We start from the raw sequence: 16,984 nt of genomic DNA, 5'->3' as shown, positions 1-16,984 counted from the left end.
GTTGTGGTGGGTGCGGGTGGTGGGGTGGGGGTGTTGGAGAGGCCGTCTCGGATGTGGCCGAGGAGGCGGTGTTCGACGGCTTCCAGTTCGGCAATGCGGGTGCGGATGGCGTGTTCTTCGGCGCGGGCCTCGGTGAGGAGGTCGTCGGCTTCGGCTTTGGCGGTTTCGCGGAGGTGGTCGGCGGTGCGTTGGCTGGCGCTGAGGACGCTGAGTTCGTAGCGGCGGAGTTCGTCGGAGAGTTCGCCGGGGTTGCGCTGGGCGTCGAGGATGGCGGCGGCCGGTTGCGGGATCGCGTCTGGGAGCGTGCCTTCGAGCTCGGCGATCTGCTGGTCGACGCGGGTGAAGAGGTCAGCCACATCAGTACGCATCTGCCGGATGGTGGTTGCTGCGGCCATCACCCGCTCGTTGGCCTCGCGCTCCCGATCGCGCGCGGTCCGCTCGGCGGAGGTGATCACGTTGAGCGCGATCACCGCAGCCTGCTCAGCAGGATCATCCGGCGAATGCCCGCCCACCAGCAATCCATCGGCTCTCGCGCCGGCGCCGTCGGCTCCTGATCCGTTGCCAGTGGCACCCGACCCACGGACGGCGCTGTCAGCACCGCCACCGCCACCGCCACCGCCACCGGCGAGGACACCCGTCCCAGGAGCACCCGCGGCAGTCGCAGCCGCGAGATCGGTGGCGTCCTCGTCCGTCATGGCGACGGTTCGGCGCAACGGGACTTCGCGGATGAAGAGGACTGCCAGCAGGCTTACCAGCGCCGCTGCGGCGGCGATGATGAAGATGTGGCCGGTGGCGTCGCCGTAGGCGTGGCGGACGATGTCGGCGACGGCGGGTGGGAGCTTGTTGACGTCGAGGACCGAGCCGCCGGAGCCGGTGGGCGCAGGGAGACCGGCGGATGCCAGGTTGCGGGTGATCGCGTCGGTGACGCGGTTGGCCAGGACTGCGCCCAGGACGGAGACGCCGACGGCGCCGCCGAGGCTGCGGAAGAACGTCACGGTGGCGCTGGAGGCGCCGACCTGGGTGACGTCGACGGTGTTCTGTACGGCGAGCACCAGGTTCTGCATCATCATGCCCATACCGATGCCCATGGCAAGCATTCCGGTGCCGAGGTACCAGTAGGGGCTCTCGTGGTCGATCGTGCCGAGCAGCCCGAGGCCTACGGTGAGGAACAGCCCACCGATCACCAGGTACCGCTTCCACTTCCCCGTCCGGGTGATCAGCTGACCGGACCCGACCGACCCGAAGAACGAGCCGAGCATCATCGGGATGGTGAGCAACCCGGCCTCGGTTGCGCTGTAACCGCGCGCGACCTGGAAGTACTGTCCCAGGAACACCGCGCTGCCGAACATCGCGATACCCACCGCCAGGCTGGCCAGAATCGCCAGCGCGGTCGTCCGCTCGCGAACCACCGAGACCGGGACCAGCGGGTCGCGCGCGTGCGTCTCGACAATCACGGCCAAAAGAGCCAGGAGCGCCGTACCGCCGAGGTAGGCGCCGGTTTCCCACGACCACCACGGGAAGTGCTGGCCGGCGAAGGACACCCAGATCAGCGGCAGGCTCGCGGCCCCCGCGATCAGTACGGCGCCGAGATAGTCGAGCTTGATCGGCCGCCTGATCACCGGCAGGTGCAGGTAGCGCTGCAGGATGATCATGCTGATGACGGCCAGCGGGACGCAGACGTAGAAGCACCAGCGCCAGCCCAGCCACGAGGTGTCCACGATCACGCCGCCGACGAGCGGTCCGGAGACGGTCGCGACCGCCATCACGGCGCCCATGTAGCCGGAGTACCGGCCACGATCGCGGGGCGGAATCGCCGCGCCGATGATCGCTTGCGCGAGCGCCATCAGGCCGCCCATCGCGAGCCCCTGCAAAACGCGCGCCCCGATCAGGAACGGCACGTTGTGCGCAGCGCCGGCCAGGGCCGAGCCGACCACGAACGTGACGGTCGCGAGCTGCACGAGCAGCTTCTTGCTCATCAGGTCGGAGAGCTTGCCCCACACCGGCGTCGACACGGTCATCGCGAGCAGGCTCGCGGTGACGACCCACGTGTACTGCGTCTGCGAGCCCTCGAGGTCGGCGATGATCGTCGGCAATGCGTTGCTGACGATCGTCGAGCTGATCACCGCGGTGAACAGCGCCGCCAGCAGCCCGGCCAGGATCTCCAGGATCTCCCGATGACTGAGCTCAGGATTCGACCCAGCCGGTACGACGGCCGCTGGCTCTTCGGAGCTGTATTTCGAGCGATAACGGGTCGGGGCTTCGAACTGGGCCGTTGCCTCGGTCCGGGTGACTGACATCGGGTTCCGTTCGTCCGCGGGGTCGCTTCGGCCGGGGGCAGTGGAGTGCACTGTCCTCGGGGCGGAAGCGGCCGGCGTCGTCCTCACCCAGCCATATTTGGTTGCAGGACCCAACGATAAACCCGCAGCGTCAGGAACCCGTCACCGGCTGCCCATCATCTGGTCAGTTCTCGTTCTGAGACGGCCCCTGCCCGAGAGAGCGCTTGCCACGTACGATCCCGGCTTGTTGAGTGATCAACAGAGCCACCCCGGCGGAGCTGTCAGGGCCCGCCGGGGTACTTCTCACCAGCGACAGCAATCGACGGCGGCGAAGTTCTTCCACAGCGCGGATTCCTCGACCCGATCCGCCAAGCAAGACAAGAGCTCACCGTGCGAAACCGCGAACCTGATGTCAGGGTGCCGCGCAAGAACGCCGGTCAACGTCAGGTCGGTGACTGCCCGCGCGATGTCGAACGGGAACTCGATCAGCGCGCGCGGACGATCCAGTGCGACCTGCCGCCATTGCGGTGGTGATGTCGGATGCAGAAGCACCTGCGCCGAGCGTTCGTTGAGGGCGCGCCAGACCGGCTCCCACGAGGGCTCACCTGGGTACAGCCCAGTCACGTTGCTGAGCAGGATCACGCCATCCGCGTGCAGGACGTCGTACGCGTAGTCGAGTTCGGCCAGCGCGGCGTCGACGTCCGGCAGCGGCAGGCTGGCCAGGAAGCTGAACCCGGCTCGAGAAGCGCAGAGCTCAGCAGCGAGTTCGTTGACGCGCCGCGAGAGCACGCGCGCTCGGAAGTCGTCGCCGAAGTGCACACCGGGCGACGGGATCGACAAGACCGCAGGATCCCCCAAGGGGAAAGCAGGCCAACCGGCCAACCCGTCAGGACGGAGATGGCCGGCTCGCTCGGCCGCCGCGACGTACTCCGGCGGCAGGAAGTGCGTGTACACAGTCATGCGACGGGGTGCAGCAGGTCTTCCAGTCCGATCCGATGCAAGAGCTCGGACCGAACCCGGTCGGCCACCGCGTTGACGACGATCGCGCCGTCGTCCGACGGGTCATAGGTCGCCCGGAACGGCCGCTTGCCCTTCTCGGTGTCGACCACCTGCACGATCAGCCGCGCGACCTCGCCGACATCGGACCACTCCGGCTCCAGCTCGGCCAGCCGCTGACCAACCTGATCCATCAGACCGGCGTACTTCGTCTCGTACGCCGCGACCACATCCAGGTCGGCCGGTGAGCCGCTGTGCAGGAAGTGGTTCGTGCCGTGGGTGAAAGCACCCGGTACGACGATCGTCGTCTCAATCCCGAATCGCGCCAGCTCCAGCGCGTAGCTCTGCGCGAGCGCGTCCATCCCGGCCTTCGCTGCAAAGTACGGCGCCAGGTACGGCGGAGTGCCGCCACGCGTGCTCGAGCTTCCGACCCACACGACCAGCCCGTCCTGCTGCGCACGCATCACGGGCAGCGCGGCCCGATTGAGTCGCTGCGTGCCCACAACGTTCGTGTCGTAGAGATCCAGCACCTGTGCAGGAGTGAACGCCTCGGCCGGCCCAGTGACCATGTGCCCGGCATTGTGAATCAGTACGTCGATCCGCCCTTGCTCACCGACCACCGTGTCGACCGCCTGCTGCGCCGACGTCTCCGAGCTGACGTCCAATTCGACGGCTCGCAACCCAGGCGAGTAGGCAGCCGCGTCCGCCGCCGCAGTCGCGTTCCGACCGGCGAGGTCGCGCATACCGGCGTACACGGTGTGGCCGGCGTCGACGAGGGCTCGCGCGGTCAGAGCGCCGAAGCCACTCGATGCACCACTGATCAGGACGATCATGCTGCCGAACCTCCGTTGGCGTAGATGACCTGGCCGTTGATCCAGCGCGCGGGGCCGGCCAGGAAGGCGATGATCTCGGCGATGTCGGACGGCTGGCCGAGGCGTTCGAGCGGCGGCTCGGCGGCGATCCGGTCGATCAGTTCCTGCGGCTTGCCGTCGAGGAACAGCGGGGTCGCGGTCGGTCCGGGGGCGACGGCGTTCACGGTGACGTCGCGGCCGCGCAGCTCGCGAGCGAGGATCAGCGTGATCGCCTCGACGCCACCCTTGCTTGCGGCGTACGCCGAGTAGCCCGGACGGGCCAGCAGGGTGAGCGAGCTGGAGATGTTCACGATCGCGCCGCCGTTGCGGATCCGGCGGCCGGCCTGCTGGTCGACCACGAAGGTGCCGCGCAGGTTCGTCCGGACGACGTCGTCGAAGACCTGCAGGTCGAGCTCGGCCAGCGGCGCGAGCGGCATGATGCCGGCCGCGTTGATGACCACGTCGACCCCGCCGAACTCCTGCTCGGCCCGATCGAACAGCGCGGTCACCGCGACCTCGTCGGCCACATCAGCCTGTACGGCGATCGCCCGGCCACCGGCGGCCTCGACCTCCGTGACGGCCTGCTCGGCGCTCGCCTTGTTCCCGGCGTAGCCGATCACTACTGCGAATCCGTCCCGGCCGAGCCGGACAGCGGTCTCGCGACCGATCCCGCTCGAACCGCCGGTCACGATCGCGACCCTGGTGTTCTCACTCATCGTCTGTGCCTTTCGAGAATGTCGTTTCCTGCTGACATCTCGATCGTGCTCCCGCGAATGGATCAAGTCCAACGACTCAAGTCGATGGATGAATCAATTCTGTTGATGCATCTCGGCACCCAACGAGGTCCCCGGCGGCTGCTGAAGGTGCGTACCGACCAGCCCGAGCAGCGCCCGCAGCGCCGCGGTCGGCTTCCGCTTCCGCAGCGTCGCCATGTAGAGCGACCACTCGAACGTCTCGTCAACGATCGGTACGACGCGAATCGCGTCCATCCCGGCGACGGCGTACTCGGGGAGGATTCCGAGGCCCACCCCCTGAGCCAGGAACTGGACGCCGTTCTCGATACCCAGTGCCTCGACGACGACCTGGCGTTGGATGCCGGCCGCCTCGAAGGCCTGATCGATCAGCGTCCGCGTCCCAAACCCGGGCGGGAAGTCGACGAACTCCTCATCGGTGAGATCCGCCACCCGGACCGATCGGCGCCGGGCCAGCCGATGCCCGACCGGAACGGCCAGCACCTGCGGGACCTTGAGCAGCTCCCAAGTGGTCAGCTCGCGCGGAACACTGCCCTGCGCGACACCGAGGAAGCCGATATCGATATCGCCGTTACGCAACGCGACCATGATCCCGGCGGATCCTTCGGCGTTCACTCTGAGTTGCAGTTCGACGTTCGGATACCGGCGCCGGAACTCGGCAGCGGCTGCGGGCAGGTCGATCAGACCTAGCCCCGGGAGCAGTCCGACCCGGACGGAACCACGCAGGCCGGCACCCAGTTCGTCGACGACATCACGGGCACCCTGGACCGCGTCCATCACTGCGAGTGCTTCCGGAAGGAGCGCCGTACCGGCTTCGGTGAGGACTACCCGCTGGGCGCTGCGCTCGAAGAGGGTGACCTTCAAGTCCCGTTCAAGGGCAGCGATCGCTGCACTGACCGCACTCTGCACGACGTGCAGGCGACGAGCGGCCAGCGTGAAGCTGCGCTCGTGCGCCACCGCCACGAAGTACTCCAGCTGCCGCAGTTCCACAGCCTTTATTTTTAAAGGGGTTTGCGCACTGCGGCGCGGTCGACCCAGACGAGGTGGCCGTGGTGGCTGACCAGGACCTCGTCGGCCCGCCGGCCGAGCTCGTGTCCGGCGACCCAGCGGCCGCCGACGCGGATCTGGACATCACCCGAAGCAGGGATGTCGGTAGGTACGGAGGAGTCCTTGACCGGGGAAGAGGCGAGGCGCATAGCGACCTGAATTCATGACAGGGGCGGTGATGAGGGATGGCAGCGACAAGACTACAACCGCATTGTGACGCGGCGTTAGCGATGACTCGAACTCATCACGAAGCTGATGGGCAGCAAAGATGCATAACGGGGTCGAAGTGGGGTAGGAATGAGGTGCAAGGTCCTGACCGCGGTCCAGACATGTGCCGCGCCGTGACTCACGTCGCGAGGTCAGAACATCATGAACACCAGCACCGCAACTGTCAGCTCCCCTGCCCGGCACAAGGCCGACCAGCGGGACAGCGAAGCCCGGGCACTGTTGAGCCGACGGGCCGCCAGCACCGACGAAGACCACCGGCAAGAGCTCCTCGATCAAGCGATTGAGCTGCATCTCGGCGTGGCCCACAGTATTGCGTCGCGTTTCCGGAACCGGGGCGTCGAGTCCGACGATCTCGACCAGGTCGCCTACCTGGGCCTGGTGAAGGCTGCGCGCAACTTCGATCCGTCGACGGACACGCCGTTCCTGGCGTACGCCGTACCGACCATCCGCGGCGAGGTGAAGCGCTACTTCCGGGACTGTTCCTGGACCGTGCGCATCCCGCGCCGCCTGCAGGAGCTCCAAGGATCGATCGCCTCCGTTCGGCCGCAGCTGGTCCAGGACCTGCACCGCGAGCCGACCCAGGCGGAGATCGCCGCGGAGATAGGGGCCGAAGTCAACGAGGTGGAGGACGCGATCGCCGCCGACGGCTGCTTCTCCGTGCTCTCCCTCGACCGTCCGCTGGACGGTGACAACGCGGCCCGGCTCGGCGACACCATCGCCGACGAGGACCTGGCGTTCGAGCAGACCGAAGCCGTCGCCGTACTGGCTCCGGTCCTGACCATGCTGAAGCCGCGCGAGCGGCGGATTCTGGAGCTGCGCTTCGTCGAGGGTCAGACGCAGGCCGATATCGGCGCCGAGATCGGGGTCAGCCAGATGCAGGTTTCGCGCCTGCTGCGGGGCATCCTCGACCAGCTCCGGGACCGGCTCGAACCCCCGGCAGCAGCAGCCGCTTGAGCCACCGGCCGATCTTCGTAGTGCAGCTGCATGACGCGCGGCGTCTGCACTACGACGTTCGGCTGGAGGTCGACGGCGTCCTGAAGTCGTGGGCGGTCCCGCGCGGACCATCCTTGGATCCGGTGGTGAAGCGGCTCGCCATCTTCACCACCGACCACGACCTCGAGTACGCGTCCCACGAAAGCAGCAATGTCATCGTGTGGGACGCCGGCGTCTATACCAACTTGACGCCGGGAAGTGCGGCCGAGGCCATCAAGCGCGGTCACATCAAGATGCAGTTCCACGGCATCAAGCTGGTCGGCGCCTGGGCGTTCACCCGCACCAACCAGGACTGGCTGCTGGTCAAGGTCCGCGACGAGGACGCCGATCCGTCGCTTGATCTGACGGTGACCGAGCCACGATCTGTGCTGAGTGGTCTAACCATCGAGGAAGCCGCCGCCTCAAAGGCCTGAACGTCAAGAGACCTGACCGGTTTTGGCCAGCCGGGTTACCTTGACCGGTTACAAAGCGCGATCGAGACTTCCCGCATGCGCAAGTCTGCCGCCCTCCTGTCCGGTGTCCTCCTCGCTGCCCTCCTTCCGTTGCCTGCCCAAGCTGCGCCACCGCCGGTGTGGACGCACAACGCGTCCGACCGGCTCTTTCCTTATGCCACGCGGCCGGCGAATGCGCCGACCTCGATCGACCTGTACGCCGCGCGCAACGAGACCGAGGCCGCCCAGATCGCGGTCCGTCCGACCTCCTCGGCTTCTGACGTTTCGGTTGCCGTGAGCAACCTCACCGGCCCGGGTGGTGCGACCCTCTCGGACATCACTGTCCGTCGCGAATACCTGCATCCGAACGTCGTCCAGGCTCCGGACGCCGAACGCGAAGGCACCGGTACGGCGTACTACGACGCACTCGTGGAGAACGCCCCACGCACGCTGGCCGCCAACGTCACCCAGCCGTACCACTACAGCGTGCGTGTGCCCGCTGGCGCGACACCCGGCCTCTACACCGGTACGGCGACAGTCCAGAGCAGCGCGGGCAATACCGTCGTACCGGTTCGGGTGACCGTCGCCTCGGCCACTCTCCCGCCAACGAATCAGTCGACGTTCAAGCTGAACAACTGGACGACCTCGGCCGGCTGGGACTACACCGGAACGATCCAGGCGATCCCGTTGCAGTACGGCGTCCAGATGTACGACGCGAACTGGTGGCGGGTGATCGAGGCGATGGCGCGCAACCACGCCAAGCACCGCAACAACGTGGCCTTCGTCGACTTCCAGGCGCTGCTGATCCCGAACACGACGATCGATGCGGCCGGGAACTACACGTTCGGCTGGGAGACCTTCGACCGGTTCATCAAGATCTATCAGGACGCCGGTGCGCTGCAGTGGATCCACACGCCGCACCTGCTGATGACCAGTGACCCGAACGCCGGATTGCCCAACCGGTTGGAGATGCTGAAGCGCGCAGCCGACGGCTCGACTCACATGGTCCCGGTCAACTCGGGTTCCGCGGAGGCGACGGCGTACCTGAACAAGCTGTTCCCGGCGCTCAAGCAGCACCTGGATGCCAAGGGTCTGACCGACATCTTCTATATGAGCGCGAACGACGAGACGACGCGGACCGAGGACACCAACGCGGCCAACTGGATGTACGGGATCTACCGCCAGTCCTTCCCGAACCCGAAGCTGAACGAGGCCGAACTGGCCGTCCTGAACCCGACCGCGAGCGTCACCGCGAACACGCCGATCCTCGACCTGTACGAGAACAACGTCGGTGTCTTCCAGTCCAGACGCCTTGCCGGCAACGAATTGTGGATCTACAACTGCATCGGCCCGCGCGGCCCGTACCTGAATCGCTTCCTGATGTCGCACCTGGCCAAGACCCGGCTGACGCCGCTGGCGGCCTGGAAGGCTAATGCGGTCGGCTATCTGCACTGGGGCTGGAACTACTGGTTCGGCACGCTGAACCAGAAGTTCGACACCTTCGACGGAGCGCAGAACGGCGACAACTTCATCGTCCGGCCGAACGCGGCGGCGTACGACCTCTATGACAGCATCCGGAGCGAGGCGCAGCTGGATGGGGTCGAGGACTACGAGCTGTTCACGCAGCTCGCCGCGACGAAGCCGGTGCTTGCTCGCGCGTTGGCGAACTCGCTGCTGATCAACAACTACACCGTGGACAAGTCCGGGGCCGCGGCGGACGTCGTACACCGGCAGGTTCTGGATGCGCTGGCGGCTGGTGGGCCCGATCAGGTCTACCCGTACGCCGATGATTTCGCGGCTGGATCGCAGTCGTGGCAGACGAATGCCGGCGACTGGTCGGTCTCGGGCGGTGCGCTGACCCAGACGAATACCGGTGGCTGGAATTACGTTGCAGGGCTGGAAGGACGCGCGTACGGCGATGTGTCCGCGAGTGTGGACCTGCAGATCCGTGGCGTGAACTCGAATGGCGGGAACACGAACTGGGCCGGTCTGGTCGTGCGCAACCTGAACCCGACCGACTTCGAGAGCGGCTATTTGGTGGCCCAGCGCAACAACGGTGAGGTCTTCGTCTTCAAGGCGGGCGCAACGCTCGGCAAGGCACAGGTTCCCGGATATGTCGCCGGACAGTTCAACCGACTGCGAGTGGTTGCGCGTGGCAACAAGATCACCGTGTACGCCGGGACCGGTAAGGATCCTGTTTTGACGGTGACCGATTCGTCGTTCACTGCCGGTGGAGTCGGACTGGCGAGCGGCGGGGTGAACGTGGCCTTCGACAACGTTCGCCTCAACCCGGGCGTGAACCCGGCCGAGGGTTCGGCGCCCACCGTTTCTTCGTCGTACGACAGTGACGGCTGGCGCGCGATCGCGGCCGTCGACGGACGTCGTACGTCGGATGGCAGCTCGATGGGGTGGACGTCGGCGGCTGTTGGTGCCACCGCTACGGAGACGTTCAAGCTCGATCTGGGGGCTGCACGATCGGTCGGTCGGGTGGATCTCTATCCGCGGGCGGACGGGAGCAACGTCGGTATCGGGTTCCCGGTCGACTACGACGTACAGGTGTCGGCGGATGGTTCTTCGTGGACCACGGTCGCGTCGCGGACGAACCAGCCGCGGCCGTCTGGGGTGCAGTCGGTCGACTTCGCTGCTCAGAGCGTGCGTTATGTGCAGGTCATCGGACGGCGGCTGGCGCAGGATCCCTTTGGGACCTACCGAATGCAGTTGGCTGAGGTCGAGGTGGCCGGCGGCAACCTCGCGGCCGGGCGCTCGGTCAGCTCGTCGACCTCGTCGGAGTTCTTCAACGAGGGCTGGCTGCGCTCGAACCTGACCGACGGGGCTCGGCAGTCGCGGCTGTGGAACTCGATGGGCTGGACGAGCGATTCCGTCGCAGCCAACACACCGCAGTGGGTCCGGGTGGACCTGGGCGGGCCGTCCCGCGTGGGGAAGGTCGACCTGTATGCGCGGTCCGATGGAGCGAGCACAGGTGGCGGGTTCCCGGTCGACTACGTGGTCGAGACCTCGGCCGATGGCGTGAATTGGACGACGGCGGCCGCGGCGAACGACGTACCGGATCCTGGGGCCGGGGTGGTGACGCACACCTTCCCGACGACCACAGCCCGGTACGTGCAGGTGCGCGGTACCGAGCTGCGACCGGACGGTGAAGGCGGCTACCGCATGCAGCTTGCGGAGCTAGAGGTGCGTTAGAACGTGTCGATGTGGATGACGTCGTCGAGTGACTGCCGCGGCGCAGGCTTGAACGTGTCACCCGTGTAATAGGCGGTCGGAAGCAGCACGGACTGCCGGATCTCCTCCGGTAGTCCGAGCAGCTCCTGAATCTCCTTCTCGTAAACCATGTGCAACGTCGTCCACGCCGTACCGAGGCCGCGGGCGCGCGCAGCGAGGCAGTAGCTCCAGGCGGCCGGCAGGATCGAGCCCCACGTGCCGGACTGGTTGCCAGCCGGCAGCTTGCTCACCTGCAGGCACGGGATGACCAGCACGGGGACCTGTCCCATCCGCTCCCCCAGGTAGGCGACGCTGTCGCCGACCCGACGCTGGACGGGCGCGCGGTCCGGGTCGTCGGAGTGCAGCTTGCCGGCTGCGCCCGGACCGGCCAGGTACTGCTCGACAGCGAGCCGGTAGTACTCACCGATCGCTGCGCGCTTGTCGGCGTCCGTCACCACCATCCAGTGCCACGTCTGCCGGTTGCTCCCAGAGGGCGCCTGCACCGCGACCTCGATGCACTCCCGCACCAGCTCAATCGGTACGGGCTTGTCGAGGTCGAGGCGCTTACGGACGGTCCGGGTGGTGGTCAGGAGTTCATCGGGCGTCAGCGTCATACCTGCCAGTGTGTCAGCAGGTGTAGAGCGAGTTCGGGTGGACCTTCTCGCAGAAGCGGACGTGGAGGTGGTTGTCGTGGGACGGCCACTCGGTGGTCAGGCCCTCGTTGATCAGGGTCGGGTCGTTGAAGAAGATGATCCGTACGTGACCGGGGGCGGCAGCCTTGATCGACTGGACCAACTGGCGGGTGGCGGCGCGGTCGTAGGTGGACGACTGCCAGGTGATCCGGCCGGCGGTGCACTGGCCGTTGTCGGTCCGGATCGGCCAGATGTCGATGTCGAGTCCGACCTCATGGCTGCCGTGGCCGGGGATGTCACCACCGTGCTCGTAGCCGGCGTCGCCGTACGGGATCTTGCCCTGGCCGGTGCTCGCGAAGTTCCGGCCTGCCTGCTCCATCTGGGCGACTGCGGCTGAGGTCGCCCAGTTGGCCGCCGTGCCGTTGCCGTCCGGGTCCTGGTCGCACAGGTTGGCGGTGAAGTCGGGGTAGTCGTAGTGCCAGGCCAGGTTGCGCCAGGTGATCGGTCCGACGATTCCGTCGGAGCCAATCCCCGCATGGGTCTGGAACGCGGCCACAGCATCGCGAACCGCCGTACTGAAGACTCCGTCGACGGGGAGGCTCAGGCGGCGCTTGGCATTCAGCTCGACCTGGAGCGCCTTGACGGCTGCGTTGTTGTCACCGGACCGGATGGTCGGTGCCAGCGCGGCCCAGGTCTGCGGGCCGACGATGCCGTCGGCTCCGAGACCCTTCGCGGTCTGGAACGCCTTGGCGGCATCGGCTGTCGAGGCACCGAAGACTCCGTCGGCCGGTGCGGCCTGGCCGTTGTGCTGCAGCAGGTACTGGAGCGCCAGTACGTCGGCGCCTCGGTTGCCACTGCTCTGCGTCGGGAAGAAGGCGTTGGCGTATGCGTTGGCGCTGGTCGGGATGAGCGCGAGAGCCAGGGCAAGGAGCACGACCAGGAGACGTCGCATGGTTCCTCCAGGGGCGGATGAGGGAACTGATTTACGGTCGCCTGCCACAATCGGGCATTAATTGCCCAGCCGCAAGGCCCTATTCGAAGGGCGTGGGGTCCCCCGCACCGACCCGGACCACCTCGGCGACGTCGTCGGAGAAGTCGATCACCGTGGTCGGCTCGGTCCCGGTCTCACCGTCGATGACGGCGTCGACCTGGTTGTCGAGCTCCTCCTTGATCTCCCAGCCCTGCGTCATCGGCTCCTCGTGACCGGGCAGCAGCAGCGTGCTCGACAGCATCGGCTCACCGAGCTCCGCGAGCAGCGCCTGGGTGACCACGTGGTCGGGGATGCGGACGCCGACGGTCTTCTTCTTCGGGTGCAGCAGCCGCTTCGGAACCTCTTTGGTGGCGGGCAGGATGAAGGTGTAGCTGCCCGGCGTCGCCGCCTTGACCGAGCGGAAGACGGCGTTGCTGATGTGCACGAACTGCCCGAGCTGGGCGAAGTTCTCACACATCAGCGTGAAGTGGTGCTTGTCGTCCAGCTGCCGGATCGACCGGATCCGGTCGATCCCTTCCCGGTTCCCCAGCGCGCAGCCGAGCGCGAAACCCGAGTCGGTCGGGTAGGCGATCAGCCCGCCGCCGCGGACCAGGTCGACGACCTGGCCAACCGCGCGCTTCTGCGGATTCTCCGGATGCACATCGAAATACCTGGCCATAGCTCCGAGCCTAGGCTATTTCGCGAGCCCTACTGCCGTCGCGGTGACGACAAGGTTGTCTTCGTAGCCGCCATTGCCTGCGTCATACGCGCCGGTGCAGGTGATCAGGACCAGGCGATGCCCGCCGATCTGGTCGAAGGCGCCACTCTTCGTTGCGAGCGCATCCTTCGGGACAGAGACCTTCGAACTGATCCGGTACGTCGCCGTACGGCCGCCGCCCCGCAGTACGACGTACTCGCCAGGCTCGGCCTTGCGCAGCCGCGCGAAGAAGCCGAGGCCCTCGGTCTTGGTGTCCACATGACCAGCCAGAACGACTGAACCGAACGGATCACCAGCCTCCGCGCCACCATCCCACCAGCCAACGCGTTGCGCACCGGATGGCACCTGCAGCTGCTCTTTAACGGTCCCGGCCGGTACGACGGGTGCGCGGTCACCACCTGGCAGCACCACCTCGGTCGGCACGAACCGGATGCGCTGGCTGGGAGCCGGCGTACCGATGCGACCTGGCGGGGCTGTGGCCGAGGGTGTGATCAGCGGATCGAGTGGGGTGGACGACGGCATCGGCGTCGAGGTCCCGCCGTCCACCCCGGTGCTCGGCACAGCTCCGTCCAGCTGCGCGGTGCACCCCTCCAGGCCCACGCAGCAGAACAGCAACAGTCCGAACAGCAGCCTCCTCAGCGGCGGATCACCTTTCGTGTGGTGACCGCTGCGGCCAGGAGAAGCAGGAGGGCGATGCCGGCCAGTGCTGCGGTCTGGTCGGGGCCTGCTCCGGTGTCGACGACTTTCGGCTTCGGCGTTCCGGACGGCCGGAGTTTGATCGTGCCGACGGCGACCGTCATCGTCTTCGCACTCGGCGCACCGACCGCAAAAACGCGGGTCAGATATCCGGCCTTCACCGGCAAAGCCAACGGACCGAGAACAACAGGTGACTTCGCACCGGCCGGAACGATCTCGACACTGTAAGTGGCCGCCGGAACGACTACGTCGAGTGATTCTCCGTTCGCGACATTCGCGAACAGGACCTGACCGTTCACGCGAATATCGGCCGGTCCGACCGCAGCCGTGTGCGCAACCCGGACGGCGGCCTTGTCAGCCGGCACCGCGGTCAGCTTGTTGTTGTACGACGTGATGACCGGAGCGCCGCCAGGTGAGGCGGGCTGGTGAATCACCACGTCGAGGCTGCCACCGGAACCGACGGTCACCTGCCGCTCGATGACGACCTTTCCGTCTTTCTTCGCGGTGATTGTGCGCTGACCGGCGGAGACACCGATCGGGCCGAGCAGCTTGGCGGCCGGCACCTTCGTGGCCACCGCGCGACCGTCGACGCTGATATCCAGGCTCTGCCCGGGCAGGCCCTGGACGATGTAGAGATTGCCGCCGGCGGCCGCCTCGGCCGGGGCCAGCGGAGCGCTGATCACCGCGGCCGCCACCAGCAGCGGAATTACCGGACCTCGAATTCTCGAATATACTGCGCGACAACGTTCGGACACCCTGCGTTTATTCATTTCGCCCCCTGGGTACTCACCCCGGAAATCGCCTCACAATTCCCGGACATAGCGAATTGCGGCGTATCGTAAGCGGAAACCGATCCGGCCGCCAGAGGCAGTGCGCCCCACCGGATCCATTTCTTTGCACCGGATCCGTTTCTTGGGGGATGACTGATGCCGCATCGCAGGGGAGTACTGCTGGCGACCGCTCTGATCCTGGTGCTCGGTGGCTGTTCGGGTGAATCCGGGCCGGTCTCACCCAGTCCGTCGGTCGACGACACCATCGCCATTCCGCCGCCAGGCTCGTCGCCTTCCGAGACGCCGGGGCCGGGCGTGACCACGCCGGGGATCCGGATGACCGCCGTACCGCGGAGCGACGGATCGTTCGACATGGTTGAGGATGTGATCCTGCCCGAGGCCGCCGATTCCTTGCAGGTACAGGTCCCGACGTCCGGGGAATTGCTGCCGGGGCTGATGACCAAGACGGCGCCGCGGGCCTCCGATCTGCAGTTGCTGGCCGACGATTCCGTGGTGCCGCTGGACACGTCGACAGTCGACACGACGCGGGATCTGACGCTACCCACACCGGCCACGAAGCTCCGGCTGACCTATCGGCTCACGGGGACGACAGTTCGCCGTACGCCGCAACGTCCGCAGCGCGCGGCGGCCGCCCTGCGACCGCTGCTCGCGCCCGACGAAGACACCTTGCCGACCTCGGTCTCGGTGTCGTCCGGGCTGTTGAACGCGGTCTGCCCGCTGCTCACCGAGACCCGTTGTGCCGTTGGCGATCCACCGAATCTGACGATTCGGCCGGACATCCCGGCCTCGCAGGCACTGGTTGTGATCCAGCTCGACCTGCCCTGACACATTTTTGTCGGAAGGGCCGCTTACTGTGAGTGCATGGCCGAGGAACGGATCGCTTTAGGGACTGCGCGGGGGCGCTGGGTGCTCGCTGCCACCACGCTGGGGTCGGGGATGGCGTTCCTCGACGGCACCGTCGTGAATGTTGCGTTGCCTTCGATGGGCGAAGAGTTCGGCGCCGGAATCGCCGGGCTGCAGTGGATCGTCAACGGCTACATGCTGATGCTGGCCTCGTTGATCCTGCTCAGCGGGTCGCTCGGCGACCGGCTCGGCCGGCGGCGGATGTACGTGATCGGCGTGGCCTGGTTCGCGGTTGCGTCGATCATCTGCACGATCGCACCAACCCTTGAGGTGATGGTTGCGGGGCGGGTGCTGCAGGGCATCGGCGGTGCACTGCTCACGCCGGGCAGTCTGGCGATTCTGCAGACCACGTTTGCGCCGGGCGATCGCGGCAAGGCGGTGGGCACCTGGTCGGGGCTGACCTCGGTGGCGGCCGCGATCGGGCCGTTCGTCGGCGGCACCCTCGTGGACAGCGGATCCTGGCGGTTGATCTTCCTGATCAACGCGCCGATCGCCGTCCTGACCATCGTGGTGACCTTGAAGCATGTGCCGGAGACTCGCGACGAGACGTCGACCGGCAAGCTCGACCTCAGTGGTGCCGCCTTGGCCACTGTCGGCTTGGCTGGTTTCACCTTCGGGTTGATTCGCGCAGGTGAGGACGGGTTCAGTAATCCTTTGGTGCTTGCCAGTCTAGTGATCGGACTGGCCGCCTTCGGCGCCTTCGTCTTCGTTGAGCGGCACAGTTCGCATCCGATGTTGCCGCCTGGCATTTTCGCCAACCGCCGCTTCACCGGCGCGAATCTGGTGACCGTCGTCGTCTACGGCGCACTCGGTACGGCGACCTTCCTGGTGGTCGTCTACTTCCAGACAGCTCTGGGGTACGCCGCCTTGTGGGCCGGGGCTGCGCTGCTACCGATGACCGCGTTGATGTTCAGCCTGTCGGGGTATGCGGGTGGACTGGCCGAGAAGATCGGGGCCCGAATACCGATGACGGTGGGGCCATTGCTGATGGCGGGTGGATTCCTGCTGATGCTGCGGATCTCGCCGGGCACGCAGTACGTGACCACGGTGCTGCCGGCGGTCGTCGTACTGGGGTTGGGGTTGGTGGCGACTGTCGCGCCGCTGACGGCGACTGTGTTGTCTTCCGTGGAGGATCACCATGCGGGCATCGCTTCCGGGGTGAACAATGCAGTGGCGCGGTCGGCGCAGTTGATGGCGGTGGCCGCGATTCCGATGGCGGCCGGCATCACTGGGGAGTCCTATCGGGATCCTGTTGCCTTTAGCAATGGTTTCGACCGGGCGTTGATCATCTCGGCCGCGCTTGCAGTAGCGGGGGCCGTCATCGCGTGGACCACGCTCGGGGACGGGAGCCGACGTCGTACGGTCCCTGTCGAGCGGCATCTGCACTGCGCCTTGGTCGCACCGCCGCCTTCCAGCGAAGCTCGGTCCTGACCTCGATATATCGACAATCTTTTTGACACGGTCGTGCGATAAGCTGCTGG

The 16,984-nt window shown here is 66.7% G+C and carries 16 protein-coding genes; 5 read left to right on the top strand and 11 right to left on the bottom strand.

Annotated features, from left to right (window positions below; translation table 11 throughout):
• The 6 genes from E1263_RS44105 to E1263_RS26200 all read right to left on the bottom strand — a co-directional run.
• Positions 1–2,297, bottom strand: a 2,297-nt coding sequence (locus E1263_RS44105) for an MDR family MFS transporter (protein WP_272949693.1), incomplete at its 3' end; no start/stop codon positions are given.
• A 282-nt stretch (positions 2,298–2,579) separates the two neighbouring features.
• Entirely contained in the window at positions 2,580–3,236 is a 657-nt protein-coding gene (locus E1263_RS26220; protein WP_132171956.1) for an amidohydrolase family protein, read from the bottom strand.
• The gene (locus E1263_RS26215; RefSeq protein WP_132171954.1) at positions 3,233–4,105 is read right to left on the bottom strand and encodes an SDR family oxidoreductase; all 873 of its coding nucleotides are present in this window, start codon (positions 4,103–4,105) and stop codon (positions 3,233–3,235) included. The genes E1263_RS26220 and E1263_RS26215 overlap by 4 nt, the downstream gene beginning before the upstream one ends.
• Entirely contained in the window at positions 4,102–4,839 is a 738-nt protein-coding gene (locus E1263_RS26210; protein ID WP_132171952.1) for an SDR family oxidoreductase, read from the bottom strand. Before E1263_RS26210 ends, E1263_RS26215 begins: the two co-directional genes overlap by 4 nt.
• Positions 4,840–4,932: 93 nt before the next feature.
• On the bottom strand, positions 4,933–5,865 hold the full coding sequence (locus tag E1263_RS26205; protein ID WP_132171950.1) for a LysR family transcriptional regulator: 933 nt from the start codon (positions 5,863–5,865) through the stop codon (positions 4,933–4,935).
• Between the two features lie 11 nt (positions 5,866–5,876).
• On the bottom strand, positions 5,877–6,071 hold the full coding sequence (locus E1263_RS26200) for a hypothetical protein (protein ID WP_132171948.1): 195 nt from the start codon (positions 6,069–6,071) through the stop codon (positions 5,877–5,879).
• A gap of 220 nt (positions 6,072–6,291) precedes the next feature.
• On the opposite strand from E1263_RS26200, the gene E1263_RS26195 reads away from it, so the two are divergent.
• The 3 genes from E1263_RS26195 (at position 6,292) to E1263_RS26185 (ending at position 10,775) form a co-directional block, all read left to right on the top strand.
• Complete coding sequence (locus E1263_RS26195) at positions 6,292–7,104, top strand: SigB/SigF/SigG family RNA polymerase sigma factor (RefSeq protein ID WP_132171946.1); 813 nt, start codon at positions 6,292–6,294, stop codon at positions 7,102–7,104.
• 20 nt (positions 7,105–7,124) lie between these two features.
• Complete coding sequence (locus tag E1263_RS26190) at positions 7,125–7,556, top strand: DNA polymerase ligase N-terminal domain-containing protein (RefSeq protein WP_238161545.1); 432 nt, start codon at positions 7,125–7,127, stop codon at positions 7,554–7,556.
• A gap of 75 nt (positions 7,557–7,631) precedes the next feature.
• The gene (locus E1263_RS26185) at positions 7,632–10,775 is read left to right on the top strand and encodes a discoidin domain-containing protein (RefSeq protein WP_132171942.1); all 3,144 of its coding nucleotides are present in this window, start codon (positions 7,632–7,634) and stop codon (positions 10,773–10,775) included.
• Here the strand turns inward: E1263_RS26185 and E1263_RS26180 are convergent.
• The 5 genes from E1263_RS26180 to E1263_RS26160 form a co-directional block, all read right to left on the bottom strand.
• Positions 10,772–11,407, bottom strand: coding sequence for a nitroreductase family protein (locus E1263_RS26180; protein ID WP_132171940.1), 636 nt, complete (start codon positions 11,405–11,407; stop codon positions 10,772–10,774). The two genes, E1263_RS26185 and E1263_RS26180, sit on opposite strands and share 4 nt — an antisense overlap.
• Before the next feature lie 13 nt (positions 11,408–11,420).
• On the bottom strand, positions 11,421–12,377 hold the full coding sequence (locus E1263_RS26175) for a penicillin-insensitive murein endopeptidase (protein ID WP_132171938.1): 957 nt from the start codon (positions 12,375–12,377) through the stop codon (positions 11,421–11,423).
• A gap of 79 nt (positions 12,378–12,456) precedes the next feature.
• Positions 12,457–13,074 carry an L-threonylcarbamoyladenylate synthase gene (locus E1263_RS26170; RefSeq protein WP_132171936.1) on the bottom strand — a complete coding sequence of 206 codons (618 nt, stop codon included), beginning with the start codon at positions 13,072–13,074 and terminating at the stop codon, positions 12,457–12,459.
• A gap of 15 nt (positions 13,075–13,089) precedes the next feature.
• A complete protein-coding gene (locus tag E1263_RS26165) occupies positions 13,090–13,674 on the bottom strand; it encodes a class F sortase (RefSeq protein WP_238161544.1) in 585 nt (194 codons plus the stop codon).
• Positions 13,675–13,748: 74 nt separating this feature from the next.
• Complete coding sequence (locus E1263_RS26160; protein WP_238161540.1) at positions 13,749–14,492, bottom strand: DUF4397 domain-containing protein; 744 nt, start codon at positions 14,490–14,492, stop codon at positions 13,749–13,751.
• Positions 14,493–14,735: 243 nt separating this feature from the next.
• On the opposite strand from E1263_RS26160, the gene E1263_RS26155 reads away from it, so the two are divergent.
• Together E1263_RS26155 and E1263_RS26150 are read left to right on the top strand one after the other, a co-directional pair.
• Positions 14,736–15,425: a hypothetical protein gene (locus E1263_RS26155; protein WP_132171932.1), complete on the top strand. Its 690-nt coding sequence runs from the start codon at positions 14,736–14,738 to the stop codon at positions 15,423–15,425.
• Between the two features lie 36 nt (positions 15,426–15,461).
• Complete coding sequence (locus E1263_RS26150) at positions 15,462–16,934, top strand: MFS transporter (protein WP_132171930.1); 1,473 nt, start codon at positions 15,462–15,464, stop codon at positions 16,932–16,934.
• Positions 16,935–16,984: the final 50 nt, after the last annotated feature.

Source organism: Kribbella antibiotica, assembly GCF_004349055.1.
Lineage (GTDB): Bacteria > Actinomycetota > Actinomycetes > Propionibacteriales > Kribbellaceae > Kribbella > Kribbella antibiotica.
The sequence above is the reverse complement of the archived record's forward strand: the minus strand, read 5'-3'. Positions and strand labels throughout refer to the sequence as shown.

Excerpts from the sequence above, each read along its gene's own strand:
- E1263_RS26155 (WP_132171932.1), top strand. The coding sequence starts at position 14,736 with ATGCCGCATCGCAGGGGAGTACTGCTGGCGACCGCTCTGATCCTGGTG.
- E1263_RS26175 (WP_132171938.1), bottom strand. The coding sequence starts at position 12,377 with ATGCGACGTCTCCTGGTCGTGCTCCTTGCCCTGGCTCTCGCGCTCATC.
- E1263_RS26210 (WP_132171952.1), bottom strand. The coding sequence starts at position 4,839 with ATGAGTGAGAACACCAGGGTCGCGATCGTGACCGGCGGTTCGAGCGGG.
- E1263_RS26220 (WP_132171956.1), bottom strand. The coding sequence starts at position 3,236 with ATGACTGTGTACACGCACTTCCTGCCGCCGGAGTACGTCGCGGCGGCC.
- E1263_RS26180 (WP_132171940.1), bottom strand. The coding sequence starts at position 11,407 with ATGACGCTGACGCCCGATGAACTCCTGACCACCACCCGGACCGTCCGT.
- E1263_RS26195 (WP_132171946.1), top strand. The coding sequence starts at position 6,292 with ATGAACACCAGCACCGCAACTGTCAGCTCCCCTGCCCGGCACAAGGCC.
- E1263_RS26200 (WP_132171948.1), bottom strand. The coding sequence starts at position 6,071 with ATGCGCCTCGCCTCTTCCCCGGTCAAGGACTCCTCCGTACCTACCGAC.
- E1263_RS26170 (WP_132171936.1), bottom strand. The coding sequence starts at position 13,074 with ATGGCCAGGTATTTCGATGTGCATCCGGAGAATCCGCAGAAGCGCGCG.
- E1263_RS26215 (WP_132171954.1), bottom strand. The coding sequence starts at position 4,105 with ATGATCGTCCTGATCAGTGGTGCATCGAGTGGCTTCGGCGCTCTGACC.
- E1263_RS26150 (WP_132171930.1), top strand. The coding sequence starts at position 15,462 with ATGGCCGAGGAACGGATCGCTTTAGGGACTGCGCGGGGGCGCTGGGTG.
- E1263_RS26185 (WP_132171942.1), top strand. The coding sequence starts at position 7,632 with ATGCGCAAGTCTGCCGCCCTCCTGTCCGGTGTCCTCCTCGCTGCCCTC.